This is a genomic window from Streptomyces sp. NRRL F-6676, assembly GCF_000725625.1.
Classification (GTDB): Bacteria; Actinomycetota; Actinomycetes; order Streptomycetales; family Streptomycetaceae; genus Streptomyces.
In genome coordinates, this window is the sequence record NZ_JOHS01000007.1 from 175,101 (window position 1) to 199,582 (window position 24,482).

Below are 24,482 nucleotides of genomic sequence, written 5' to 3' on the forward strand. Positions count from 1 at the left end.
GGTGGTGCAAGGACGTTGGTCCGGGTGCGGCGGGTCAGATCACCGACTCGGCGGCCAGTCGGGCGACGTCGTCGGCGCTGTAGCCGAGCCGCTCGCGGTAGACCGCGTCGTTGTGCTCGCCGAGCCCGGGGGCGGGCTGGTCGAGGGCCACACGGGCGGCGGAGAACCGGATGGGGACGCCGGTGGTGGTGAGGCCGGGCACGACGCCGTGCTTGGGGTGGGTCACGGGGACGACCTCCTCGCGCTGGCGCACCAGGGGGTCCCGTACGGCTTCCCGGGGGTCGCGCACCTCGGCGGCGGGGACGCCTTCCGCGGTGAACGCGTCGAGGATCTCGGCGGTGGGGCGCACCCGGGTCCACTCCCGGATGAGGGCGTGGATCTCGTCGGCGTGGCGGACCCGCTGGTCGCGGCTGTGGAAGCGGCCGTCGTCGACGAGGTCGGGGCGGCCTATCGCCCGCAGGACGCCGTGCGCGAAGGCGTCGGTGGGCGCGGACAGCGCCAGGTGGCCGTCGGCGGTGGGCAGGATGCCGAAGGGGGCGAGGCGGGGCACCATGGCGCCGGTGCGCTGCTCCATGCCCACTTGCGCGAAGGCGTCGAAGGGTTCGCAGGCCACCATGGAGGTGAGCGCCCCGAGCATGGAGACGTCCACGTGCTGGCCGTGCCCGGTCTGGTCGGCCTGCATCAGGGCCGACAGGGTGCCGATGACCGCGAACAGCGGGGCGAGCATGTCCCCGACGGGCAGTCCGAAGCGGACGGGGCCCTCGTCGGGTTCGCCCGCGGTGAGCATGACGCCGGACAGCGCCTGGATGATGGAGTCCATCGCCTTGCCGGAGCCGGGTCCGCCCTGGCTGCCGAAGCCGCTGATGGAGGTGTAGACGAGCCGCGGGTTGAGCGTGCGGACGGCGTCGTAGTCGATGCCGAGCCGGCCGGTGACGCCGGGGCTGTAGTTCTCCACCAGGATGTCGGCGTCGCGCACCAGGTCGGCGAAGACGCGGTGGGCGCGCGGGTCCTTGAGGTTGAGGGTGACGCTGAGTTTGTTGCGGCCGCGGGAGAGCATGGAGACCGACATGTCGTCAGGTGCCTGCCGGGCCATGGACAGTCCGTCGCCGCCCACGTAGGGGGCGTTGTTGCGGGAGGAGTCACCTCCGGTGGCCGGGTTCTCCACCTTGATGACGGTGGCGCCCAGGCCGGCCAGCAGCAGGGTCGCGTAGGGGCCGGCCAGTGCGGTGGTCAGGTCGATGACGGTCCGCCCGGCCAGTGGCTGGTCGCTCATGATGCCCTCTCGGTGTGCAGCTGGATCAGTACGCGGCCGTCCTCGCGGACGAGCCGGCCGTTGAGGCCCGCGGTGCGGGTGATGCCCTCGATGTAGTCGGTGACGCGGCGGCCCTGTGCGGTGTCGCCGCAGGGCACGGGGCGCCCCAGGTCGTCGATCCAGCAGGGTTCGAAGCCCGCCTCGATGCCGCCCTCGCCGTCGAAGCGGCAGAGGGCGACGGCGGTGTTGCGGCTCTCGGGGTGGAAGGGGTAGGCGGGCATGTCCGGGTCGGGTGCGAAGCCGTAGAGCTCCTTGCGGCGCCGGGCCCATGCGGTCAGTTCGGCGCTGGAGCGGCTGCTCGCGTCGGGGGTGAGGGCGCGGGTGACGGTGACGAAGTTGCCGAGCCCGTGGAAGATCGGCCGGCCGCGGTGGACCTCGATGCCGCGCATGATGTGGGCGTGATGGCCGAACACGGCGTCGGCACCGGCGTCGATGGCGGCGCGCGCCACCGGCCCCTCGTACATGGCGACCGCGGCCGGGGTGTGTCCGACGCCCTTGTGCAGTCCGACGAGGACGACGTCGGCCCGCTCGCGCAGGTGTGCCACGTCCGCCTGGAGGGCGGCCAGGCTGTCGGGGTCGGCGAAGGTGTAGGTCCTCGGCGGTCCGCCGGGGCTCGCGTGGTCGAGTTCGTAGTGGGTGAGGACGTGGACGTAGGCGCAGCCGGCCTTGCGGGAGGTGGCCCAGGACTCGCGCGGGCCCACGCAGTTGTAGGACAGCACACCGATGCGCAGTCCGCCGCGTTCGACGACGGCGGGGGCGCGGGCCTCGTCGAGCGTGGCGCCCGCGCCGACGGGCACCAGGCCGGCCCGGCGGGCGTGGGCGACGGTGTCGGCGACGCCCACGTCACCGGCGTCGTAGACATGGTTGCCGGCCAGGGTGACGACGTCGAAGCCGGCGTCGGCCAGTGCGGTCAGGGCGGCCGGGTCGGCCGGGGGCGCGGGTACGTCGGTGCTCTGCTGGACGGTGGTGGTCGAGTGCGGCACCTCCACGTGTCCGACGGTGACGTCGGCGGAGGTGAGCAGGGGTGCCGCGGGGGCGAGGAAGGAGGCCGGGTCGGGTTCGTCGAGGATGAGGTCGCCGACCGAGGCAACGGTGATCACGTGAGGTGCTCCTGTGGGGGTGTGAGGCTGTCGCGGTGCCGGGCGAGGAAGGCTCGCAGGCGTGCGGTGCGCGGGGTGGTGAGCATGTCCTCGGGCGGCCCGCTCTCCACGATCCGGCCGGCCTCCATGAAGACGCAGCGGTCGGCGACCTCCTTGGCGAAGGCGATCTCGTGGGTGACGACGACCATGGTCATGCCGTCGGCGGCGAGGCCGCGCATGACGGCGAGGACCTCGTCGACCAGTTCGGGGTCGAGGGCGCTGGTGGGCTCGTCGAAGAGCATGACGCGGGGGCGGGCGGCGACGGCGCGCGCGATCGCCACCCGCTGCTGCTGGCCGCCGGAGAGCTGGCGCGGGTAGTGGTGCGCGCGGTCGGCGAGACCGACCCGCTTCAGCAGTTCGTGCGCCTCGGCCTCGGCGTCCTGCCGGGTGCGGCCGTGGACGCGTACGGGGGCCTCGGTGATGTTGCGCAGAACGGTGAAGTGCGGGATGAGGTGGAACTGCTGGAAGACCATGCTCATGCGGCTGCGCTGGGCGGCGACGCGGCGGGCGCCGAGCGGCCGCAGGGTGCCGCGGTGCCGTTCGTGGCCGAGCAGTTCGTCGTCGAGGTAGATGGCGCCGGCGTCGATGGTCTCGAGCTGCTGCACGCACCGGATCAGTGTCGACTTCCCCGAGCCGGAGGGGCCGATGACGGTGACGACCTCACCGTCGGCGACGTCCAGGGTGACGCCGTCCAGGGCGACGTGGTCCCCGAAGGTCTTGCGGACGCCCCGCACGCGCAGGGCGGGCTCACCGGTCATGCGGACGCTCCGTTCTTCGGACGGCGGCCCCGGGCGGCCGGGGTGTGACCGCCCGTCGCGTGGCCGCGGGAGAAGTGGCGCTCCAGCCGGCGCTGTCCGACGGTGAACAGGGTGACCACGACGAGGTACCAGAGGCAGGCCACGAGGAGCAGGGGGACGATCTGGTAGGTGCGGTTGTAGATGACCTGCACCGAGTGCAGCAGATCGGCCATGGCGATCACCGAGACCAGCGCGGTTCCCTTGAGGACGCTGATGAACTGGCTGCCGCTGGGCGGGATGATGACGCGCATCGCCTGCGGCAGCACGACCCGGAAGAACGTCTGGGCCGGAGTGAACCCCATCGCGCGGGCGGCGTCGCGCTGGCCCTGTTCGACGCTGAGCAGTCCGCTGCGGATGATCTCCGCCAGGTACGCCGACTCCACCAGTGACAGGCCGACCACGGCCGCCGTGACGGGGGTGATGACGTCGTTGGCGTTCCAGGAGGCGAACGCGGGGCCGAAGGGGATGCCGATCGAGATGCGCGGCAGGAGGTAGGCGAGGTTGAACCAGAAGATGAGCTGCACCAGGGGCGGGATGCCGCGGAACACGCCGATGTAGAGGGCGGCCGCCCAGCGGACCGGCGCGAAGTCCGAGAGCTGGGCCGCCGCCAGGGCCGCGCCGACGACGGAGCCGATGGCGGTGGCGGCGACGGCCAGCCACACCGAGGTACCGAGGCCGGAGAGCACGCTGGGGTCGAAGAGGTTGTCCGCGACCACGTCCCATTCCAGCCGCGGATTGGTGAACAGGAAGCGGAGGAGCAGCGCGGCCACGACGGCCAGGACGACACCGGCCACGATCCGCCAGGGCCGCACCCGCCGCGCCGCGTGGGCGACGTCGTCGGTGCCGGGGCCGACGTCGGTTTCCTTCAGGGAGAGGGATCCGGACACGGCTCAGCCCTCTTCGGCGGCGATGTTCAGGACGGGCTTGTCGACCATGACGTCCGTCAGCCCCCAGTGGTCCATGACCCGGCGGTACTCACCGCTGTCGAAGAGCTTCTGGAAGGCCTTCTGGACCACCGGGCCGAGGCCGCTGTCCTTGGGGACGAGCAGGGCGAGGTTGTCGACGGTGGCGCCCTGCGCCTCGTTCTGCGTGACGTAGACGTACGTGTCCGACTGGGACTTGGTGACGTCGATGGCGGCGGCCTGGGTCATGCCGGCGGCGTCGGCGCGGCCCGACTTGGTGGCCAGCAGGGTGGCGTTGGTGTCGTCGAGGCCGATCGACCGCGCGGGGTCCTTGCCGTGGGCGGTGCAGTAGGCGGACAGCTTCTTCAACTGGCCCTCGACGATGCTCGACTTGACCACGGCGACCTTCTTGCCGCACAGCCCGGCCGCCGAGGAGACCTCGCCCTTGGAGCCCTTGGGCAGGACGTAGGAGGTGCGGCTGGTCATCCAGGTGATGCTGTCGAACTGGCGCTCGCGCTCGGCCGTCGCCTCCACCGGTCCGTTGAACGCCTGGTAGCGCCCGCTGAGCATCCCTTGCAGCGCCGCGGGCAGGTTGCTGACGATCGTCACCTCGGTGCGCACTCCGAGCACCTGCCCGAGGGCCTTTTGCAGGTCGCGGTCGATGCCGGTGACCGTGCCGTCCGCGCCGACCGACCGGAAGGGCGGGTGCGAGTCGCCCGCGAAGCGCAGGACGCCCGAGTCCTTCACGGTCTTCGGCAGTGCGTCGTGCAGCGCCGGAACCTTGGCGGCGGACGGTGAGGAGCTTGCCTCCTCCCCGGAGGAGCCGCAGCCGGCGAGGGCGAGGGCGGAGAGCAGCGCGGTGGTGAGTGTGGCAGGTGTTCGCCACCGGCGGTGGGATGAGGAGTTGCGCATGAAGGCATTCCCTTGCATGAAATGAGATCCGCACCATTGTCGGTATCGCTGCCGAGCGTCGCACGAGGTGTCACCTATGGCAAGGGTCGTGCGATACTTTCGACCGACCCGAATGGTGCGCGAGAATCCGAGGTGTCATGGGCAAGGACCCGTCGAAGGCCGAGCTGCCCCGGGACCGGAGCGGGGCGGAACCCCAGCTCCTGCTGACCTCCCTGCTGGGCGATTTCTGGTACTGGCGCGACGAGCACATTCCGGCGACCGCGCTGGTCAGACTGCTTGCCGACTTCGATGTCACCTCGGACGGCGCCCGGGCGGCGATGCGCCGCCTCGTGGCCCGCGGACTGCTGGACACCTCACGCAGCGGACGCACCACGGCGTACGGCATCCCCGCCCGTACCTCGGAGGTGATCGTCGAGCGTACGCACCGCATGCTGACGTTCGGCACCGTCGCCCCCGAGTGGGACGGACAGTGGACGGTCGTCACGTTCTCCGTCCCCGAACAGGACCGCGGTGTACGCACCGCGCTCCGTTCCCGGCTGCGTCTGCTGGGGTTCGCCGCGCTCTACGACGGGGTGTGGGTGTCACCGCGCGATCTCGGCGGGGACGCCCAGGAGCTGCTGCGCGAGCTCGGCATCAGGACGGCGACCGTGCTGCGCTGCACCCAGGTGCCGGGCGGCACCCCGCAGGGCTCTCTCGCCTCCGCCTTCGACCTGACGGAACTGGCCCGCGAGTACCGGGAGTTCGCCGAGCGCTACGAGCCCGTGCTGAGCAGCCTCGACGCCGGTCTCATCAGCCCGGCGCAGGCGCTGCGCACCCGCACCGAACTGCGGGTCGCCTGGCGGCGGTTCCCGGAGACCGATCCGGACCTCCCGGCCGCGCTGCTGCCGCCCGGCTGGGACCGCCCGCGCGCCCAGCGGGTCTTCGTGCAGATCTACGACCGCCTGGGCCCGCTCGCCGAGCTCCGGTTCCGGCAGATCCTCGCCACGGTCTCGCCCGAACTGGCGGAACTGGCCACCCACCACGACACCGCCGCCATAGCGGAGCTGTACGCCTCCCTGGGCGACCGCAAGGCGCACGGCGACACGCCGTTCGAGCAGGCCGCGCGGGCCCGCAGGCTGGACGAGGTGTCACGGGCGAAGCGGTAGTCGTTTTCGCGCCCCGGGTCCTCCGCGCCCCGGGTTTTTCGCGCCCCGGGTCCTCCGCGCCCCGGGTTTTTCGCGCCCCGGGTCCTCCGCGCCCCGGGTCCTCCGCGCCCCAGCTCGCCCGGATGCCGCCCGTCGCGCGTCCCGCCCGCCGGCCGCCTCAGGACAGCGACCGGTGGGCGCTCTTGAGGTAGTCGCGGAAGCGCTCGACGTCGGCGGGCTCCAGCTCGCCGACCATGCGTTCCTCCAGCAGGCGGGCCTCTCCGGCGTACCGCTCCAGCAGCCGGCGCCCCGCCTCCGCGAGCAGGATGACCTTCTCGCGCCGGTTGCCGGGGTTCGGCTCGCGCCGGACCAGCCCCCGGCTCTCCAGCGCACGGACCATGTCGGCCATGGACTGTGCCGTGACGAACGAGTCCCGGGCGAGCTGCGCGGCGGACACCCCGTCGCGCCGCTCCAGCACGGTCAGCGCCGTGTATTGCAGCGCGGTCACCCCGGCGGGCTTGAGCAGCTCCTCCAGCCGAGCCCGCACGACGAGTTCCGTCCGCTTGAGCAGATAGAGCAGCGAGGGGCTCGCCTCCACGCCGTCCGCCACCGCGGACCGGCTCGTCTCCGTCATGCCGCGCCTCCCCCGGCAGTCACCTGCCTCGTTCCCTGACCACGTCGAGACGCCCACCCTAAGCCATTGACAGGAATCCTGTTGAACGAGAACACTGAGCGAACCAACAGGAATCCTGTCGATCAGGGAGAGAGAGCGCCATGGATCTGCACGGAAAGGCCGCCGTCGTCACCGGGAGCGGGCGCGGGCTGGGGCTCGCCTACGCCCGGGCCCTGGCCGCGGCCGGCGCCTGTGTCGTCGTCAACGACGTGGACGCTGCCGCGGTCGACGCCGCCGTCGCCTCCCTCACCGCGGAGGGCGGCCGGGCGGTCGGCGTCGTGGCCGCCGTGGGCGACAGCGAGGCCGCCGAGCGGCTGACGGAGACGGCCGTACGGGAGTTCGGCAGCCTGGACGTCCTCGTCACCAACGCCGGCATCCTGCGCGACCGGGTGCTGTGGAAGATGACGGACGACGACTTCGACGCCGTCGTCAGGGTCCATCTGCGCGGCACCTTCACCTGTGCCCGCGCGGCGGCGGTACGGATGCGCGAGCAGGGCACCGGGGGCCGGCTGATCCTGATCTCCTCCCCCGCCGGCCAGCGCGGCAACTTCGGCCAGACCAACTACGCCGCCGCCAAGGCCGGGATCGTGGCGATGGCCCGCACCTGGGCGCTGGAGCTGGCCAGGGCCGGCGTCACCGTCAACGCGGTCGTCCCGGTCGCCGCCACGGAGATGACCAAGACCATCCCGGCCTTCGCCCCGGTCCTCGAAGAGGCCGAGCGCACGGGCGCACCCCTGCCGGACTGGCTGCGCAAGGACGAGGGCCTGGGCACCGTCGAGGACGTGGCGGGCCTGATCACCTTCCTCGCCTCCGACGCGGCCAAGGACATCACCGGCCAGGCCATCGGCATCGGCGGCGACCGCCTGGCCCTGTGGTCCCACCCCGCCGAGAAGACCGTCGCCTTCGCCGACGGCGGCTGGAGCGCGGACGCCCTCGCCGAGGGGTGGTACGACGGTGTCGGTGCCGAGCCCGAGACGTACGGCATCCCGGCCCCCAAGGCCCCGGAGGCATGACATGAGCGACCCGGTCCTCGACGTCGACGCCCTGACCGCCATCGACGTCCACACCCACGCCGAGATCTCCCGGTCCGGCCACGGGGCGCTCAGCCCCGAACTGTTCGGCGCCTCCGAGGAGTACTTCAAGGCGCACGGCCACCGGCAGCCGACCATCGACGAGATGGCCGGGTACTACCGCGAACGCCGCATGGCGGCCGTCGTCTTCACCGTGGACGCCGAGCACGCCACCGGCCACCCCCGGATCTCCAACGAGGAGGTCGCCGAGAACTGCGCCGCCCACCCCGACGTGCTCATCCCCTTCGCCAGCGTCGACCCGCACAAGGGCCGGGCGGGCGTCCGCGAGGCGCGCCGGCTGGTTCAGGAGCACGGGGTGCGCGGCTTCAAGTTCCACCCGAGCATCCAGGGCTTCTCCCCCGACGACCGGATGGCCTACCCGCTCTACGAGGCGATCGAGGAGCTCGGCGTGCCCGCGCTGTTCCACACCGGGCAGACCGGCATCGGCGCCGGGGTGCCCGGGGGCGGCGGCATCCGGCTGAAGTACTCCAACCCGATGCTCGTCGACGACGTCGCCGTGGACTTCCCCGAGCTGCGGATCATCCTGGCGCACCCGTCGTTCCCCTGGCAGGACGAGGCGCTGGCGGTCGCCACGCACAAGCCGTACGTGTACATCGACCTCTCCGGCTGGTCGCCGAAGTACTTCCCGCCGCAGCTGGTGCGGTACGCCAACTCGCTGCTCAAGGACAAGGTGCTGTTCGGGTCCGACTATCCGGTCATCACCCCCGACCGCTGGCTCGCCGACTTCGAGAAGCTCGACATCAAGCCCGAGGTGCGGCCCAGGATCCTCAAGGACAACGCCGCCCGTCTGCTCGGCCTGCGCGAGGAGTGAGGGAGACGCCGTGTTGAACCAAGGGATCGGTTCCTGGCCGGCGCGCCGGGCCCGCAAGACACCACAGCGCACGGCGATCGTCCACGGGGACACCCACCTCACCTACCGCGACCTGTACGCACGGGTGCTTCGCCTGGCACACGCCCTGCGCGCGCTCGGCGTCGCCCGCGGCGACCGCGTCGCCTACCTGGGCCCCAACCACCCGGCCTTCCTGGAGACGCTCTTCGCGACCGGCGCGCTCGGCGCGGTCTTCGTCCCGCTCAACACCCGGCTGGCCGCACCGGAGCTGACGTACAACCTGTCGGACTCCGGCAGCACCGTGCTGGTGCACGCCGCCGAACAGGCCGGGACGGCCGCCGCGGCCTGCGCGGACACCCCCGCCCTCCGCCGCATCACCCTCGGCACGGGCGGGGACGACGACGCCCTCGGCTACGAGGAACTGCTGACCGGCGGGCGCACGGACCCCCTGGACGAACCCGTCGCCCCGGACGACCCCTGCATGATCATGTACACCTCGGGGACGACCGGCCGGCCCAAGGGGGCGGTGCTCTCGCACGCCAACATCACCTGGAACAGCGTCAACGTCCTGGTGGACACCGATCTGACCGGCGACGAGGTCACCCTCGTCGTCGCCCCGCTCTTCCACACCGCCGGGCTCAACATGACGTGTCTGCCGACCCTCCTCAAGGGCGGCCGGGTGGTGCTCCACGAGGCCTTCGACGCCGGGCGCGTCCTGGAGGCCGTCGCCGCTCACCGGGTGACGTACATGTTCGGCGTGCCCACGATGTACGACGCCATGGCCGCGCACCCGCGCTGGCGGGAGACGGACCTGTCCAGCCTGCGCTCGGTGAGCTGCGGCGGGGCGCCGGTGCCCGCGCGCACCATCGCGACGTACCTCGCGCGCGGGCTGGCCTTCAGCCAGGGGTACGGCATGACGGAGGCCTCGCCCGGCGTGCTCTTCCTGGACCGGGAGCAGGCCTCCGCCAAGGCCGGGTCCGCCGGTGTGCCGCACTTCTTCACCGACGCCCGGGTACGGGCGGCCGACGGCGGCCCCGCCGGGCCCGGGGAGAAGGGCGAGGTCCTCGTCCAGGGGCCGAACGTCATGTCCGGCTACTGGGGCCGTCCCGAGGACACCGCGGCGGCCTTCACCGAGGACGGCTGGCTGCGCACCGGTGACGTGGCGCGGACCGACGAGGACGGGTACGCCTACATCGTCGACCGGGTCAAGGACATGTTCGTCTCCGGCGGCGAGAACGTGTACCCGGCCGAGGTGGAGGACGCGCTGCTCGGTCACCCCGCCGTCCGCGAGTGCGCGGTGATCGGCGTGCCGGACCCCGTCTGGGGCGAGGTGGGCCACGCGGTCGTCGTCCTGGAGCCCGGCGCCGACGCGGCGGCCGACGGCTCCGAGATCCTGGACCGGCTGCGCGGCCGGCTCGCCAAGTACAAGATCCCGAGGACCGTGGCGTTCGTGGACGCGCTGCCGCGGACGGCCTCGGGGAAGATCGTCAAATCGGCCGTGCGGAAGGCCTACGCGCCCGGCCCGGCCGACCGGCCCTGACCAATCCCTCCCCTTCCTGCGACTCCCTCCCCTTCCTGCGACGAAAGGCAGCACACCATGTCCGCCACCACCGCCAAGGGCCTCGACGGCCTCCTCGCCCTCGCCGGCCGCGACCTCGGCCGTACCGACTGGCTGGAGATCACCCAGGAGCGCGTCAACACCTTCGCCGACGCCACCGGCGACCACCAGTGGATCCACACCGACCCGGAGCGGGCGAAGGAGGGCCCCTTCGGCGGTCCCATCGCCCACGGATACCTCACGCTCTCCCTGATCATCCCCCTGTTCGGTGATCTCCTCGAGATCGAGGGCACGTCCATGAGCGTCAACTACGGCCTGGAGAAGGTCCGTTTCCCGAGTCCGGTGCCGGTCGGCGCGCGCATCCGGCTGCACGGTGCCGTCGACTCCGTCGAGGAGGTCAAGGGCAACGGGGTGCAGATGGTGCTGACCTTCACCGTCGAGGTCGAGGGCAGCCCCAAGCCGGCGTGCGTGGCCCAGGCGGTGTACCGGCACTACGCCTGATCGCACGTCGCACGACGGCCGGGGCGGGGGCGCTACTTCTTCGGGAGGCGGAAGCGGCCGAACGTCTTGGTGAGGGTGTCCAGCGGTGAGCGGTCCGCCTTGGCCGTCCCGGTCGCGGGCGGCTTGGGCGTGCCGCCGCCGGTGAAGTCGGCCAGGGCGGCCTGTGCCGCCTCGGCCGCCTCCTTGTAGAGGTCGCAGGACTTCGTCATGGCGTCGAGCGCCTCGGCGTACTTGACGACCATGGCCTGGGCGTGGACCAGTTCCTCGTCCCGGGTCAGCAGGTGCCAGCCCTGGCGCAGCCGGGCCAGGGCCCGTTCGGCGTCCTCGGGCAGCGGCCGGGGCAGCGCGGCGAACTCCGTGAGGGTGCGCAGCAGGTCGGTGGGTTCGGAGCCGTCCAGGAAGACGCTGTGCACGGTGAACCGCTCGGCGTCGTACTCGGGGCTTCGCGGCTCCGCGGGCAGGACGACGGCGCCGCCGCGCGGCATGCGCACGTTCAGCTCGCGCTTCATCTCGAAGTCGGCGATCTGTGCCTGCTCCGGGGTGGCCCGGTGCTCGACGACGCGGTGCCGCAGGCTCGGCGGCAGGAAGACGGAGAGCGGCCGCTGTCCCCGCGCGTCCGGCGTCATGGCCTCGTGCACCACGACGTGGACGAACCAGCTCCCGCGCACGCAGTCCCGCAGCCGGTGGCGCAGCGCGTCGCCGTCCTTGGGCAGGTGGTTGACCGTGCGCAGTCGGACGTCCGGCACGGTGTCGTGGTCCCAGGGGACCTGGTCGCTGTCGGGCCAGAACATGGTGGCGGGCGAGGGCCAGTGCGGGTTCCAGGCGCGCTCGGCCTCGGCGGCCAGCACCCAGGTGACGCCCTCGCCGTCCTTGCGGCGGCTCTCGGGGTCGTACGTGGTGAGCTGCGCGCGGACGGTGACGTCGTCGGCGACGCGCCAGCGGGCCTCGAAGAGGCGGCGGGCCGACGGGCCGGGGTCGGCGGCGGCCTCCCGGGGGTGCAGGACGGTGGAGCGGGCCGCCTCGACGGGGTCGAGGTCGAGGAAGTCGTCGAGCACCCCGGCCGCCTTGAGGGCGATCAGGTTGCGGCGGACGTCCTGCTCGGGCTCGTGCCCGGGGTGGCGGCCGCGGGCCAGCCACACGGTGGCGGGGACGAGCGTCTCGGAGCTGTTGTTCTTGGCCATGGAACCGTTCTGTTCAGAACCCGGGGTACTCCTCCAGTATGGTCCCCGCCGAACGAATGCCCACGCGGGACCCGCGCGAAGGGCCCGCGTTTCAGGGCGCCTGCTGGACGTCTCCCCGCGTGGAGGAGGCCACCGTGTCCCCGTGGGCGAAGTCGCCGGGCGGGATACCGGGGTGGTGGCCCAGACGGTGGCCGGGCGCCGGCCCGGCCGTCGTCGCGGCGGTGGGGCCGAGGGTGAGGCGGGAGACGATGCGGTAGCGGTCGCCGCGGTAGAGCGAGTGGACGTACTCCACGGGGCGCCCCCGCACGTCCGACGTGAGCCGTTCGAAGAGCAGCGCGGGGGACAGCTCCGGCACGTCGAGCAGCTCGGCCTCGGCACGGGTGACGACGGTCGGCTCGATGCCCTGCACGGCTTCGCGGACGTGAACGTCGTGATGCCGGCGCAGGTGCTCGTAGAGGTCGCCGCTCTCCAGTTCCTGCGGGGTGAGCCCGGGCACGAGATCGGCGCGGATGTGCAGGTGCTCGATGGCCATCGGCTCCCCGTCGACGAGGCGGAGCCGGGCCACGTACACGATTTTCGCCGCGGGTGAGAGGCGCAGCCGGTGGCCGATGCGGGCGCCCGCCCGGATGGTGGTGAACTCCAGCAGCCGGCTCGTCCAGGCGCCGTCGGCCTGGGGCACGGTCATCGTCTGTTCCTGGGAGACCAGCTCCTGGGTGATCTTCTCCGGTGCGACGAACATGCCCCGTCCGTGTTCGCGGACGAGAAGCCCGGCGGCGACGAGTTCGTCGACGGCGGCGCGCAGCGTGGGCCGGGACACCCCGAGGCGGGCGCACAGGGTGCGCTCGGAGGGGATCGGGTCGCCGGGGCGCTGGGACTCGATCAGCTCCAGGATGTGGTCGCGCACCAGCTCGCGCTTGAGCACCGGTCCCGGCGCATCGTTGTCCGCGTCGGCGTTCACGTCACTCCCCCGTTCCGTACGACGTCCGTACGCCGTCCGTACGTCGTCCCCGCACGACGTACGCACGACGTCCGTACGACCAGTTGCCTGACCAGTTGACCACGGGCCGCCCGAGATCCACAACTATTCGCTGTTCGTCGAGGGTTGACGGCCGCATTGGTCTATGCCACCTTTCTCCACCAGCAGAGGTCATCTGACCAGTTCGCCAACTGGTCAGATACGACTCCAGGCGCGACTCCCAGAGGTGACCCGTGAAGCACCGCTTGCTCGCCGGCCTGTCGCTCGTCGCGGCCGTCGGAATCAGTGCCTGTAGCTCGTCCGGCTCCGACGGGGGTTCCGGGGACGGCGGGCGGACCACCATCGACGTGTGGCTGATGCGCGACAGCGTGTCCGCCGCGTTCCAGAAGGAGTTCGAGAAGGGCTTCGAGAAGGCCCATCCCGACATCGACGTCCGGGTGCAGATCCAGGAGTGGGACGGCATCGGGGAGAAGGTCACCGCCGCGCTGGCCAGCAACGACGCCCCCGACGTCATCGAGACCGGCAACACCCAGGTGGCCCAGTTCGCGGCGAGCGGCGGTCTGCTGGACCTCAGCGACAAGGTCTCCGACCTCGGCGGCGCCTCCTGGCTCAAGGGCCTCGCCGAACCCGGCGCCTACGAGGGCAAGCAGTACGGCATCCCCTACTACGCGGCCAACCGCGTCGTCATCTACCGCAAGGACCTGTTCGCGAAGGCCGGCGTCGACGCCTCGAAGATCAGGACGCGCGCGCAGTGGATCGACGCGACGAAGAAGCTGGACAAGGGCGGCCGGCAGGGCATCTACCTGCCCGGACAGAACTGGTACACCCTCTCCGGCTTCGTCTGGGACGAGGGCGGCGACCTCGCCACCGAGTCCGGCGGCAGCTGGCACGGCACCCTGGACACGCCGGAGGCGCTGCGCGCGATGGCCTTCTACGAGAAGCTCCAGGCGCTCGGCAAGGGCCCCAAGGACTCCGACGAGGCGAACCCGCCGCAGGCCGAGGTGATGGCCAAGGAGCAGGTCGCCCAGATCATCAGCACCCCGGGCGGCGCCAACGTCGTCACCCAGAACGCTCCCGCCCTCAAGGGCAAGCTGGGCTTCTTCCCCATTCCGGGGAAGACGGCCGACACCCCGGGCGCGGTCTTCACCGGCGGCTCCGACCTGGTGATCCCGGTGGTCTCGCAGCACCACGACGCCGCCTACACGTTCGTCAAGGAACTCACCGGCGACGCCTGGCAGAAGAAGCTCGCGGCCGCGATGAGCTATGTGCCGAACAAGACGACGCTGACCGCGGCGGTCGCCGGTGACCCGGGTGCCTCCGCGATGGCCGTCGGCGCGGCCCAGGGGCACGCCACGCCCAACACACCGGGCTGGGCCGCCGTCGAGGCCAAGAACCCGATCAAGGACTACATGACGGCGGTCCTCACCGGAGGGGACCCCGCCCGCGAGGCGAAGAAGGCGTCCGACGCCGTCACCCGGGCCATGAAGTCCGGCACCTGAGCCGCCCGCCCACGACCCCCGGCCGCCGACCGCCGGCCGCCCGGTGAAAGGAGTGCGCTCATGTCGGTCGTCCGTGAGCGGACCGTGCGCCACCGCCCCCTCGTGCCGCCGCCCCGCCCGCCGGGCCCCGCCCGCCGCACCACCATGGCCGGCGTCTGGCCGTATCTGCTGATCGCGCCCGCCGTCCTCGGCATGCTGTACCTGCTCGTCTATCCGCTGGCCCGCGCGGTGCTGATCTCCTTCCAGGACTTCGGCCTCCGTCAGCTCATCCTCGGCGACGCGCACTTCGTCGGGCTCGCCAACTACCGCACCCTGCTGACCGATCCGCGGTTCTGGACGGTCGTGCGCCGGACGTTCCTGTTCATGGCGGTCAACGTCGTCCTCATCATGGTGCTGTCCACGCTGGTGGCGCTGATGATCGAGCGCCTGGGCCGCCGCTGGCGCACGGCGGTGCTCAGCGCGCTGGTGCTGGCCTGGGCGATGCCCGTGGTCGCGGCGACGACGGTGTTCCAGTGGCTGTTCCACTCACGGTTCGGCATCGTCAACCATGCCCTGACCGGGCTCGGGTTCACCTCGTTCAAGGACTATCCGTGGCTCGCCCACGGCCCCGCGGCGTTCGCGATCCTGGTGGCGCTCGTGGTGTGGCAGTCGGTGCCGTTCGCGGCGATCACCCTGTACTCGGCGCTCACCACCGTGCCCTCGGACCTGTACGAGGCGGCGCGGCTGGACGGCGCCTCCGGTGCCCGTATCTTCCGCTCGGTGACCCTGCCGATCGTGCGGCCCCTGTTCATGCTGGTGCTCTCGCTCGAAGTCATCTGGACGTTCAAGGCGTTCGCGCAGATCTGGGTGATGACCCGGGGCGGCCCCGGCGACGCCACCACGATCCTGCCGGTGTACGCCGTGCAGACGGCGCTCAGCCAGCAGCGCTACGACCTCGGCTCGGCGGCGTCCATGCTCACGGTGCTGCTGATGTCGGGCGTGCTGGTCCTCTACTTCCGGCAGATGTTCCGTCAGGAGGCCGAACTGTGAGCAACCAGCGGGCACTTCGCCGTCTGCCGCTGCACGTGGCCGCGACCGTGACGGTGGTGGTGTGCCTCTTCCCGGTCTACTGGATGATCACCACCGCGTTCACCCCCAACCGTGACATCCAGTCCGCCCACCCCCGGCTGGTCCCCCGCACCTGGACGCTGGACCACTTCCGGCGGGCGGTCGACGCGGACGGCTTCGGCCTGTTCTGGCGCAACAGTCTGCTGGTGACGCTGGGCACGGTGCTGCTCGCGCTGCTCGTGGCACTCGGCGCCTCCTTCGCCGTGGCACGGATGCGCTGGCGGGGCCGGCGGCAGTTCATGCTGGCGGTGTTCGTCGCCCAGATGGCGCCGTGGGAGTCACTCATCATCCCCGTGTACATCATCGCGCGGGACACCGACATGCTCGACCGGCTGCCCACCCTGACGCTGGTCTACTTCATGATGACCCTGCCGTTCACCATCGTCGTCCTGCGCGGCTTCCTGTCCACGATCCCGCCCGAGCTGGAGGAGTCCGCCCAACTCGACGGCTGCACACGGCTGTCGGCGTTCCGGCACGTGGCCCTCCCGCTGCTCGCGCCCGGGCTGATGGCCACCTCCCTGTTCGGCTACATCACGGCGTGGAACGAGTTCGCCTACGCCAACTTCCTGATCATCAAGCAGCAGGACCACCGCACGCTCCCGGTGTGGCTGTCCTCGTTCCACAACGTCTTCGGCACCGACTGGGGCGCCACCATGGCCGCCTCCACCCTGTTCTCGCTGCCCGCCCTGGTGGTGTTCCTGCTGCTGCAACGGCATGTCACGTCCGGCTTCGCGGCCGGCGCGGTCAAGGGCTGATCCGCCGCCACACCCCGCCCCCACTTTCGTCCCCTCCGGAGGACAGCAGTGCCCGCATCCCGACGCGTACTGATCCCCCAGCCCACCCAACTCGCCCACCGGCCCGGCTTCTTCACCCTGCGCCGGGACACGTCGCTGCGGATCTCGCCGGGCGCCGAGCCCGCCGCCGCGCTGCTGCGCACCCTCGTCGGCCCGCCCACCGGTCTCACCTTCCCGCCCTCCCCCGACGGCCCCTTCGTCCTGGCGCTCGACCCGCAGCTCACGGGGCTCGGCGCGGAAGGGTACGGCCTCACCGTCGCTCCCGACGCCGTACTTCTGCGGGCCGGCCAGGTCACCGGGCTGCTGCGCGGCATCCAGACGCTGCGCCAGCTGCTTCCGGTGGAGGCCCTGTCCGGGCGCCCCTCGCCGGGTGCCGCCCGGCGGCTGCCCTGCGTGGAGATCACCGACGTGCCCCGGCACCCCTGGCGCGGGTTCATGCTCGACGTGGCCCGGCACTTCCAGCCGGTGTCACTGCTGCGCCGGTACGTCGACCTGCTCGCCCTGCACAAACTCAACGTGCTCCAGCTGCATCTCACCGACGACCAGGGCTGGCGGATGCCGGTGGCGGCGTACCCCCGGCTCACCGAGGTGGGCGGGCGGCGCGCCGAGTCGATGGTGGGGCCCGCCGGGTCCACGGTCTTCGACGGGGTGCCGCACGAAGGCGCGTACACCCGCGAGGAGCTGACCGGCCTCGTCGCCCACGCCGCCGCGCGCGGGGTCACCGTCGTACCGGAGATCGAGATGCCGGGGCACTCCCGGGCCGCGATCGCCGCCCTGCCCGAGCTGGGCGCGGTGCCGGGCCGGCGGGTGGACGTGTGGACGGAGTGGGGAGTGTGCGACACCGTCCTCGGCGTCCACGAGCCGGTGTTCGACTTCGCCCGCACCGTCCTCGACGAGGTCCTCGACATCTTTCCCTCCCCCTACGTCCACCTCGGCGGCGACGAGTGCCCGACGACCGAGTGGGCGGCGAGCCCGGTGGCCAGGGCGCGGGCCGCGGCCGAGGGACTGGCGGACACGGAGGCGCTGCACGGCTGGTTCCTGCGCCGCGTCGGCACGCATCTGCTGGAGCGGGGCCGCACCCCGATCGCCTGGGCGGAGACCGGCGAGGGGCTGCCCCCGGAGTTCACGGTGATGACCTGGCGCGAACCCGAGCACACCCGCATCGCCCTCAAACGCGGGCACGCGGTGATCAGCGCCCAGCACCGTGCCGCCTACCTGGACTACGCCCAGACCGGCTCCTCCGCCGAACCGCCGGCGCAGCCCGGCGCCGTCGTCGACCTGCGCGCGGTCCACGAGCACGCGGTGCCGGAGAGCACCGGCACGACCGGCGAACTCATCGGCGTGCAGGCCGCGTTGTGGACGGAGTTCGTGTCCGCCCCGGAACACCTCGACCACCTCGCCTTCCCCCGCCTGTGCGCGTTCGCCGACCGGGCCTGGTACGGCGCCGCGTCCTGGCCCCACTTCCACCACCGCCTCACGGCGCACGCCCCGCGGCTCGCCGCGCTCGGTGTGCGCCACGGGCCGCTCCATCCCTCTCTCCCCGACCCCCACAGTTCCGGAAAGGAACAGTCATGAGAAGGACGACCCCCGGCAGATCCCTCACCTGTGCCGTCGCCGCCGTGCTCGGCGCCGTGGGCCTCGTCGCGCTCCCCCCGAGCGCCGGCGCGGCCACCAGCGGGGTGAGCGTGCAGTACCACACCGGCTCCACGGGTTCCGACCAGGCGGAGCCGTGGCTGAAGGTGCGCAACACCGGGGACGCGGCGGTGTCCCTGAGCGCGGTCAAGGTGCGCTACTACTTCAAGGCCGACTCGGCGTCGGCGGGTTACCGCTTCGCGTGCTCGTGGGCGGTCAAGGGCTGCGGCAACGTCACCGGCACGTTCGGCACGCTCGCCCATCCCACCGCCGACGCCGACCGGTATCTGGAGATCGGCTTCACCTCCGGCGCGGGCACGCTCGCCCCGGGCGCCGACTCCGGCGATCTGCAACTGCGGTTCTACCGTTCCGACTGGCAGCCGCTCAACCAGAGCGACGACTACTCCTTCGGCGCGGGCCAGACGTCGTACGCGAACTGGTCGAAGGTCACCGCCCAGGTCGGCGGCGCGACGGTGTGGGGGACGGCGCCCGAGGGCAACGACCCCGGTGACCCGGGCGATCCTGGCGACCCCGGTGACCCGGGAAACCCGGGGAACCCCTCCGCGGGGACGGCGCTGTTCGACGACTTCAACTACTCGGCGTACAACGACCCGAAGATCTCGGCCAACGGCTGGAGCGTGCGCTCCAACTCCGGCGGCCCCGGCATCCCGGGGGCGACGTGGGCCCCGGAGAACGTCACGTTCTCCTCCTCGGGCGGCAACTCCGTGATGAACCTGGAGACGTCCACGGCGGGTTCGGGCGGGAACACCGAGCAGACCGAGGTCCTCACCAAGGCGCTGAAGTTCAAGAACGGTACGTACGCGGCGCGGGTGCGCTTCAGCGACGCCCCGAAGAGCGGGCCGGACGGGGACCACCTCGTCCAGACGTTCTTCACCATCAACGACCTCAAGGCGCCCATGGCCGACGACTACTCGGAGTACGACTTCGAGTACCTGCCCAACGGCGGCTGGGGCGAGTCGTCGAACATCCTGTACACGACGTCCTGGGAGACCTACAACCCGGACCCGTGGCAGGCGGTGAACCAGCACACGGAGGGCCGGCAGAGCTACGACGGCTGGCACGACCTTGTGCTCACCATCGACAACAGCGTCATCCGGTACTACATCGACGGGCAGCTGTTCGGCACGCATGACGCGCAGTACCTGCCCGAGCGGCCCATGTCGATCAACTTCAACCAGTGGCTGATCGACTTCGGCGGGCAGTCGAGCACGAGTGCGCGGGCGTACGACGAGAAGATCGACTACGTCCTGCATGTGAAGGACCAGGTGCTGACGCCGGCGCAGGTGGCGGCGAAGGTCGCCGCGTACCGGGCGGCGGGGACGGCGTTCGAGGACACGGTGCCGGGGGCGTGACCGGCGGGTGACGCCGGGACCCGCGCACGCGGTGTGCGCGGGCCCCGGCGGCGGAGCCGTGTGGCCACGGCCCCGCGCCCTCTACAGGGCGCGCCCCGCCGCCGCGAGGCCATTACGTGCCGGCACGTCGTGATTGCTCGCGCGGTTCCCCACGCACCTGACGGGGCGCGGGTGCCGGCATCGGACGGCGGCGGCGTTCCGCGGCCGCCCCCCGGCGGGCCAGTGCCGCCGCGCCGACCGGTACCGCGTCGGGACCGAGGCCGGAGCGGACCAGGCGGATCGGGTGGCCGCTGACCGGGGGTTCCTCGGCGAGCCGTGCGCGGATCACCGGTTCCAGCAGGTGCCAGGCACGGCTGACGCCGCCGCCGATCACCACCGTGGTGATGTCCACCAGCCCGGCGGTCATGACGACCGCCCGGGCGAGCCCGGCACCGGCGGCGTCGTACACCGCGCGGGCGTCCTCGTCACCGCGGCCGGCCGCGTCCGCGACCTCGTGCGCGGTGAGCGTACGACCGGTGCGGTCGGCGTACCGGGCGGTGAGCGAGCGGCCGGAGGCCAGGGTCTCCAGGTGGCCGCGGCCCCCGCAGGTGCAGGGCAGCTCGCCGAAGCCGGGGATGTGCCCGATCTCGCCGGCCGCGCCGTGCGGCCCGGTGAACAGACGGCCGCCCGTCCACAGGGCGCCGCCCACCCCCGTACCGAGGGTGATACCGAGGACGTCCGGTTCGCCCCGGACCGCGCCCGAGGACGCCTCGCCGCGCAGGAAGGCGTTGACGTCGTTGTCGAGGTACGCCGGAACGCCGAGGGCGTCCGCGACCGCGGCGGTGACCGGGAAGCCGGACCAGTCGCGGAAGGAGTCGCTGGCGACCAGGATGCGGCCCTCGGCGGAGTCCACAAGACCGGCCGCGCCGACGCCGGTTCCGGCCAGCCGGCCGGGCGTGCTCCGCAGCAGCGGGGCCAGCGCGCCGAGCGCGGCGTCGATCATCGCCCGGCCGCCGTGGGCGGCCGGCGTGGTGGTCTCGGCCCGGTCCAGGACCGTGAGCGTCTCGTCGCAGAGGACGACCTGGGTCGTGGTGCCGCCGATGTCCACACCGGCGTACAGGATGCGGTCGCTCACGCCCCGCCCTCCGTACGTCCGGCCGCGAGGGCGGCCAGGCGTTCGGCTCTGCGGGCGCGCTGGACCACCGGGTCGGGGACCGGGGCGGCGGCCAGCAGCCGTCGGGTGTAGTCGGTCTCCGGGTGGAGCAGCGTCTCGCCGGTGGCACCCTGCTCCTCGATCCGCCCGGCCCGCATGACGGCGACCCGGCGGGCGAAGTGCTGGACGACGGCGAGGTCGTGGGAGACGAACAGGCAGGCGAAGCCGAGGTCGTCCTGGAGTTCGGTGACGACCTCCAGGACGGACTCCTGGACGCTCACGTCGAGCGCGCTGGTGGGTTCGTCGGCGACGAGCAGCCGGGGTTCGAGCACGAGGGCGCGGGCCAGGCTGACCCGCTGGCGCTGCCCGCCGGACAGCTCGCCGGGGGCGCGGCGGGCGAGTGCGCGCGGCAGCCGGACCCGTTCGAGCACGTCCTCGACCCGGGTTCGCCGCTCCCGCCCGGACAGCTCACGACGGTGCACGCGCAACGGCTCGGCGACGCACTCGCCGACGGTCATCCGCGCGTCGAGCGAGGCGACGGGGTCCTGGAGCACCACGCCGATCCCGGCACGCAGTTCCCGCCGGGCGCGGGCGCGGCTGCGGGCGAGGTCGGCACCGAACAGGGAGACGGTTCCGGAACTCGGGGTGATCAGCCCGAGCGCGACCCGCGCCGCGGTGGACTTCCCGGACCCCGACTCCCCCACCAGCCCCAGGGTCTCCCCGGGCCGCACGACGAACGACACCCCGTCCAGCGCGCGCACGGCACGCCTGCCCCGGCCGAACACGACGGAGACGCCGTCCAGTTCGACGACGGGCGCGCCGTCCGGTGCGACGGCGGCCGGCCTCCCGGCCCGGCCGCCCTCGGCCACGGGCCTGCCGTCGGGGCCGCCGGCCGGTTTCCCGGGGCCGCCGCCCGCGCGCAGCGCCGCGCCGCCCGCAGCCGCGGCGCCGTCCCGGGAGTGCGCGGCCCCGGCTCCCGGGCCCGCGGACTCGCCGGCCGACCGGGCGGGCTCCTCCTTTTGACGCACGCCTTGACGCACGTCCTGACGCACGTCACCGGTCGCGGGCGCCGCGGCGCCCGCGAGGTGCGCGTCGGTGCTCCGGCGCCCGCCGCCGGCCGGACCGCCCGCGCCCTCCGGGCCCCGCCCGGCACCCGGACCCGGCACCGCACCCGCGGGCGGCTCGGCGTCCGGGCCCGGACCGGCGGTCGTGCGGGCCTCGCCCGCCGCGCCCCGGTCACCGGCCGGTGCGACCGACAGTCTCGGGACCGCCGCGAGCAGACGGCGGGTGTAGTCGTGGGTGGGGCGGAGGAGGACGTCCTCCACCGAGCCGGTCTCGACTATCTTGCCGTGGTACATCACGGCGACCCGGTCCGCGAAGTCCGCGACGACGCCCATGTTGTGCGTGACGAGCAGCACCCCCGTGCCGGTCTCGGCGGCGAGACGGCGGAGCAGGTCGAGGATCTCGGCCTGCACGGTGACGTCGAGCGCGGTGGTCGGCTCGTCGGCGATCAGCAGGGCGGGGTCGTTGGCGATGGCCATGGCGATGACGACCCGCTGGCGCTGGCCGCCGGACAGCTGGAAGGGGTAGGCGGCCGCGCGCCGTTCCGGCTCGGGGATGCCGACCCGGCGCAGCAGGTCGACGGCGCGGGCGGCGGCGTCCCGCGCGGAGACGTCGTGGTGGTTGCGGATCACCTCGGTGATCTGTCTGCCGATCCGGGTGAGCGGATCGAGCGCGGTGGCCGGCTCCTGGAACACCATGGAGACGGTCCGGCCGCGCAGCCGGGCGAGCCCGGCCTCGTCCGCGCCGACGACATCGGTACCCGCGACGGCGGCCCGGCCGGTGGCGCGGGCGTTGCCGGACAGCAGCCCCATCGCGGCGAGCGCGACCGTGGACTTGCCCGAGCCCGATTCGCCGACCAGGGCGAGGGTCTCGCCGGGCCGGACCCGCAGGGACACGCCGCGCACGGCGGGCACCTGCCCGGACTCGGTGGTGAAGACGACGCCGAGGTCGTCGAGTTCGAGTATCGGCTCGGCGGCCGCGGCGGCGCCGTTGCGGTGGGCGGCGGTCATCCTCGTCCCCTCACGTCGAATGCGTCACGGAGCCCGTCCCCGATCGCGTTGAACGCCCACACCACCAGGATGATGGCCAGGCCCGGCGGCAGGATGAGCCACCAGTAGCCGGAGTAGGCGGCGTTGAGCCCCGCCGAGAGCATTCCGCCCCAGTCGGTGGCCGGCGGCTGCACGCCGAGGCCGAGGTAGGAGACGTAGGCGACGAGGAGGATGGCGTCGGCGATCTGGAAGGTGGTGGCGACGACGATGGTGGAGACGGAGTTGGGCAGGATGTGCCGCAGGATGGCGCGGGCGTGCGTGCCGCCGATGGCGCGCAGGGTGAGGACGTAGTCGCGGTTCTTCAGGCTCAGGGTCTCGGCCCGGATGAGCCGGGAGGGCACGAGCCACGACACCAGGCCGAGGATGAGGATCATCCCCGGCAGGCCGGGTGTGGTGATCGCGGAGACGACGAGCAGGATGAACAGGGCGGGGATGGCGATGCCGGCGTCCACGATCCGCATCATGACCGCGTCGATCCATCCGCCCGCGTACCCCGCGGCGGCGCCCCACAGGGTGCCGATGACGGTGGCCAGGATGCCGGCGGCGAGGCCGACCACGAGGGAGACCTTGCCGCCGTACATGAGCCGGCCCAGTTCGTCGTGGCCGACGGCGTCGGTGCCGAGCCAGTGCGCGCCGCTGGGTGAGAGGTTGACCTGTCGGAGCGCGGTGTGGGTCTGGTCCGTGGAGTACAGCAGCGGGCCCACGAAGCAGAACAGGACGAAGAGGACGACGATGCACAGCCCGGCGACGGCGAGCCGGTTGCGCAGGAAGCGCCGGACGGCGAGCCGGACGCCGGAGGCGGCCTCGGCCGGGGTCTCGGTCGCGCCGGGCAGTTCGGCCGGCTGGAGGATGGCGCTCATGCCCTGCCTGCCTTCACTCGGGGGTCGATGATCCGCTGGACGATGTCGGCGAGCAGGGTGCCGACCACGGTGGCGATCGCGATGACGAGGACGCAGCCGAGCAGGACCGGGTAGTCGGAGGCCTGCGCGGCGGACCAGAACAGCAGCCCCATCCCTGGGTAGTTGAAGAGTTGCTCCACCACCAGCGCGCCGCCGAAGAGGACGGGCACGTAGTAGCCGAGCATGGCGACCACCGGGGTCAGGGAGTTGCGGAAGACATGCTTGCGGAGGATGGCGCGGGAGCGGGCGCCGCCGGCCCGCGCGGTCCTGACGTAGTCCTCGGAGAGGTTCTCCAGGGTGGCGGCGCGCATGTAGCGGCTGAACACCGCGATCATGGAGGCGGCGCCGGCGACCACCGGCAGGACGAGTGCCCGCGGGTCGGAGAACACATCGGCGAGGGAGTCGCCCTGGGGTGCCTGGGAGGGGAACCAGGGCAGTACCTGACTGAACACCAGGACGAGGATCAGTCCGAGGAAGTAGACGGGCGTGGAGTAGGCGATGAAGCTCAGCGTGGTGATGACGTAGTCCACCGGCCGGTTGCGCCGCACGGCCTGCCACATGCCGAGCGGGATCGCGAGGAGCAGCCCGATGACGGCGGACAGCACGGTGAGGACGAGGGTCTTGGGCAGCCGCTCCTCAATGAGCTGGGAGACCGGCGCGTTGAGGGTGTACGAGGTGCCGAGGTCCCCGTGCACCAGCTGATCGAGGTAGTAGAGGTACTGGACGGGCAGTGGCTTGTCGAGGCCCTGTTCGTGGTTGAAGCGGGCGATCTGCTGGGCGGTGGCCTGGGGTCCGAGGATGCCGCGGGCGGGGCCGCCGGGCAGGGCGTGCAGCAGGGCGAAGACGACGATCGTCACGATGACGACGACGGCGAGTGCCTGGAGGACGCGTCTGACGAGGAACGTGGAAGTGCTCATGTGGTTTCCGGTCGCTTCGGCTC

At 72.4% G+C, this 24,482-nt stretch carries 22 protein-coding genes; 10 read left to right on the plus strand and 12 right to left on the minus strand.

Annotation, left to right across the window (positions count from 1 at the left end):
• Positions 1-34: 34 nt before the first annotated feature.
• The 5 genes from IO29_RS06145 to IO29_RS06165 are packed head-to-tail and all read right to left on the minus strand — an operon-like array spanning position 35 to position 5,062.
• Complete coding sequence (locus IO29_RS06145) at positions 35-1,273, minus strand: CaiB/BaiF CoA transferase family protein (protein WP_030377612.1); 1,239 nt, start codon at positions 1,271-1,273, stop codon at positions 35-37.
• Entirely contained in the window at positions 1,270-2,412 is a 1,143-nt protein-coding gene (locus tag IO29_RS06150) for a CapA family protein (RefSeq protein WP_033224605.1), read from the minus strand. Before IO29_RS06150 ends, IO29_RS06145 begins: the two co-directional genes overlap by 4 nt.
• A complete protein-coding gene (locus IO29_RS06155; protein WP_030377610.1) occupies positions 2,409-3,209 on the minus strand; it encodes an amino acid ABC transporter ATP-binding protein in 801 nt (266 codons plus the stop codon). Before IO29_RS06155 ends, IO29_RS06150 begins: the two co-directional genes overlap by 4 nt.
• The gene (locus tag IO29_RS06160) at positions 3,206-4,135 is read right to left on the minus strand and encodes an amino acid ABC transporter permease (protein ID WP_199806831.1); all 930 of its coding nucleotides are present in this window, start codon (positions 4,133-4,135) and stop codon (positions 3,206-3,208) included. Before IO29_RS06160 ends, IO29_RS06155 begins: the two co-directional genes overlap by 4 nt.
• Positions 4,136-4,138: 3 nt before the next feature.
• Positions 4,139-5,062: a transporter substrate-binding domain-containing protein gene (locus IO29_RS06165; protein ID WP_030377608.1), complete on the minus strand. Its 924-nt coding sequence runs from the start codon at positions 5,060-5,062 to the stop codon at positions 4,139-4,141.
• A gap of 137 nt (positions 5,063-5,199) precedes the next feature.
• On the opposite strand from IO29_RS06165, the gene IO29_RS06170 reads away from it, so the two are divergent.
• Entirely contained in the window at positions 5,200-6,207 is a 1,008-nt protein-coding gene (locus IO29_RS06170) for a PaaX family transcriptional regulator (protein ID WP_030377607.1), read from the plus strand.
• Positions 6,208-6,364: 157 nt separating this feature from the next.
• On the opposite strand, the gene IO29_RS06175 is transcribed toward IO29_RS06170, so the two are convergent.
• The gene (locus tag IO29_RS06175; RefSeq protein ID WP_030377606.1) at positions 6,365-6,820 is read right to left on the minus strand and encodes a MarR family winged helix-turn-helix transcriptional regulator; all 456 of its coding nucleotides are present in this window, start codon (positions 6,818-6,820) and stop codon (positions 6,365-6,367) included.
• A gap of 140 nt (positions 6,821-6,960) precedes the next feature.
• On the opposite strand from IO29_RS06175, the gene IO29_RS06180 reads away from it, so the two are divergent.
• The 4 genes from IO29_RS06180 to IO29_RS06195 are packed head-to-tail and all read left to right on the plus strand — an operon-like array spanning position 6,961 to position 10,838.
• Positions 6,961-7,872, plus strand: a complete 912-nt coding sequence (locus tag IO29_RS06180; RefSeq protein ID WP_030377605.1) for an SDR family oxidoreductase — start codon at positions 6,961-6,963, stop codon at positions 7,870-7,872.
• Between the two features lies 1 nt (position 7,873).
• Positions 7,874-8,761 (plus strand): amidohydrolase family protein, encoded by an 888-nt coding sequence (locus tag IO29_RS06185; protein WP_030377604.1) that lies wholly within the window; start codon positions 7,874-7,876, stop codon positions 8,759-8,761.
• A 10-nt stretch (positions 8,762-8,771) separates the two neighbouring features.
• Positions 8,772-10,319, plus strand: coding sequence for an acyl-CoA synthetase (locus IO29_RS06190; RefSeq protein ID WP_030377603.1), 1,548 nt, complete (start codon positions 8,772-8,774; stop codon positions 10,317-10,319).
• Positions 10,320-10,376: 57 nt separating this feature from the next.
• Complete coding sequence (locus IO29_RS06195) at positions 10,377-10,838, plus strand: MaoC family dehydratase (RefSeq protein WP_030377602.1); 462 nt, start codon at positions 10,377-10,379, stop codon at positions 10,836-10,838.
• 32 nt (positions 10,839-10,870) lie between these two features.
• On the opposite strand, the gene IO29_RS06200 is transcribed toward IO29_RS06195, so the two are convergent.
• Together IO29_RS06200 and IO29_RS06205 are read right to left on the minus strand one after the other, a co-directional pair.
• Positions 10,871-12,019 (minus strand): hypothetical protein, encoded by a 1,149-nt coding sequence (locus IO29_RS06200; RefSeq protein WP_030377601.1) that lies wholly within the window; start codon positions 12,017-12,019, stop codon positions 10,871-10,873.
• Between the two features lie 91 nt (positions 12,020-12,110).
• The gene (locus IO29_RS06205) at positions 12,111-12,977 is read right to left on the minus strand and encodes a GntR family transcriptional regulator (protein WP_030377600.1); all 867 of its coding nucleotides are present in this window, start codon (positions 12,975-12,977) and stop codon (positions 12,111-12,113) included.
• A gap of 251 nt (positions 12,978-13,228) precedes the next feature.
• On the opposite strand from IO29_RS06205, the gene IO29_RS06210 reads away from it, so the two are divergent.
• From IO29_RS06210 to IO29_RS06230, 5 genes are read left to right on the plus strand one after another with little or no spacing between them, the layout of a single operon-like run.
• Positions 13,229-14,494 (plus strand): extracellular solute-binding protein, encoded by a 1,266-nt coding sequence (locus tag IO29_RS06210; RefSeq protein ID WP_030377599.1) that lies wholly within the window; start codon positions 13,229-13,231, stop codon positions 14,492-14,494.
• 60 nt (positions 14,495-14,554) lie between these two features.
• Positions 14,555-15,523, plus strand: coding sequence for a carbohydrate ABC transporter permease (locus IO29_RS06215; RefSeq protein WP_030377598.1), 969 nt, complete (start codon positions 14,555-14,557; stop codon positions 15,521-15,523).
• On the plus strand, positions 15,520-16,356 hold the full coding sequence (locus IO29_RS06220) for a carbohydrate ABC transporter permease (RefSeq protein WP_030377597.1): 837 nt from the start codon (positions 15,520-15,522) through the stop codon (positions 16,354-16,356). The genes IO29_RS06215 and IO29_RS06220 overlap by 4 nt, the downstream gene beginning before the upstream one ends.
• A gap of 48 nt (positions 16,357-16,404) precedes the next feature.
• Positions 16,405-17,970 carry a beta-N-acetylhexosaminidase gene (locus IO29_RS06225; RefSeq protein ID WP_030377596.1) on the plus strand — a complete coding sequence of 522 codons (1,566 nt, stop codon included), beginning with the start codon at positions 16,405-16,407 and terminating at the stop codon, positions 17,968-17,970.
• Positions 17,967-19,400: a cellulose binding domain-containing protein gene (locus IO29_RS06230; protein WP_030377595.1), complete on the plus strand. Its 1,434-nt coding sequence runs from the start codon at positions 17,967-17,969 to the stop codon at positions 19,398-19,400. The genes IO29_RS06225 and IO29_RS06230 overlap by 4 nt, the downstream gene beginning before the upstream one ends.
• Before the next feature lie 112 nt (positions 19,401-19,512).
• Here IO29_RS06230 and IO29_RS06235 read toward each other — a convergent pair whose 3' ends face one another.
• Genes IO29_RS06235 through IO29_RS06250 form a run of 4 tightly spaced genes read right to left on the minus strand, consistent with a single transcriptional unit; the run spans position 19,513 to position 24,459 of the window.
• Complete coding sequence (locus IO29_RS06235; RefSeq protein WP_234307378.1) at positions 19,513-20,514, minus strand: ROK family protein; 1,002 nt, start codon at positions 20,512-20,514, stop codon at positions 19,513-19,515.
• The gene (locus IO29_RS39305) at positions 20,511-22,604 is read right to left on the minus strand and encodes a dipeptide ABC transporter ATP-binding protein (RefSeq protein ID WP_051707288.1); all 2,094 of its coding nucleotides are present in this window, start codon (positions 22,602-22,604) and stop codon (positions 20,511-20,513) included. Before IO29_RS39305 ends, IO29_RS06235 begins: the two co-directional genes overlap by 4 nt.
• Positions 22,601-23,503: an ABC transporter permease gene (locus IO29_RS06245; protein ID WP_030377592.1), complete on the minus strand. Its 903-nt coding sequence runs from the start codon at positions 23,501-23,503 to the stop codon at positions 22,601-22,603. The genes IO29_RS39305 and IO29_RS06245 overlap by 4 nt, the downstream gene beginning before the upstream one ends.
• Positions 23,500-24,459, minus strand: a complete 960-nt coding sequence (locus IO29_RS06250) for an ABC transporter permease (protein WP_030377591.1) — start codon at positions 24,457-24,459, stop codon at positions 23,500-23,502. Before IO29_RS06250 ends, IO29_RS06245 begins: the two co-directional genes overlap by 4 nt.
• Between the last annotated feature and the right edge of the window lie 23 nt (positions 24,460-24,482).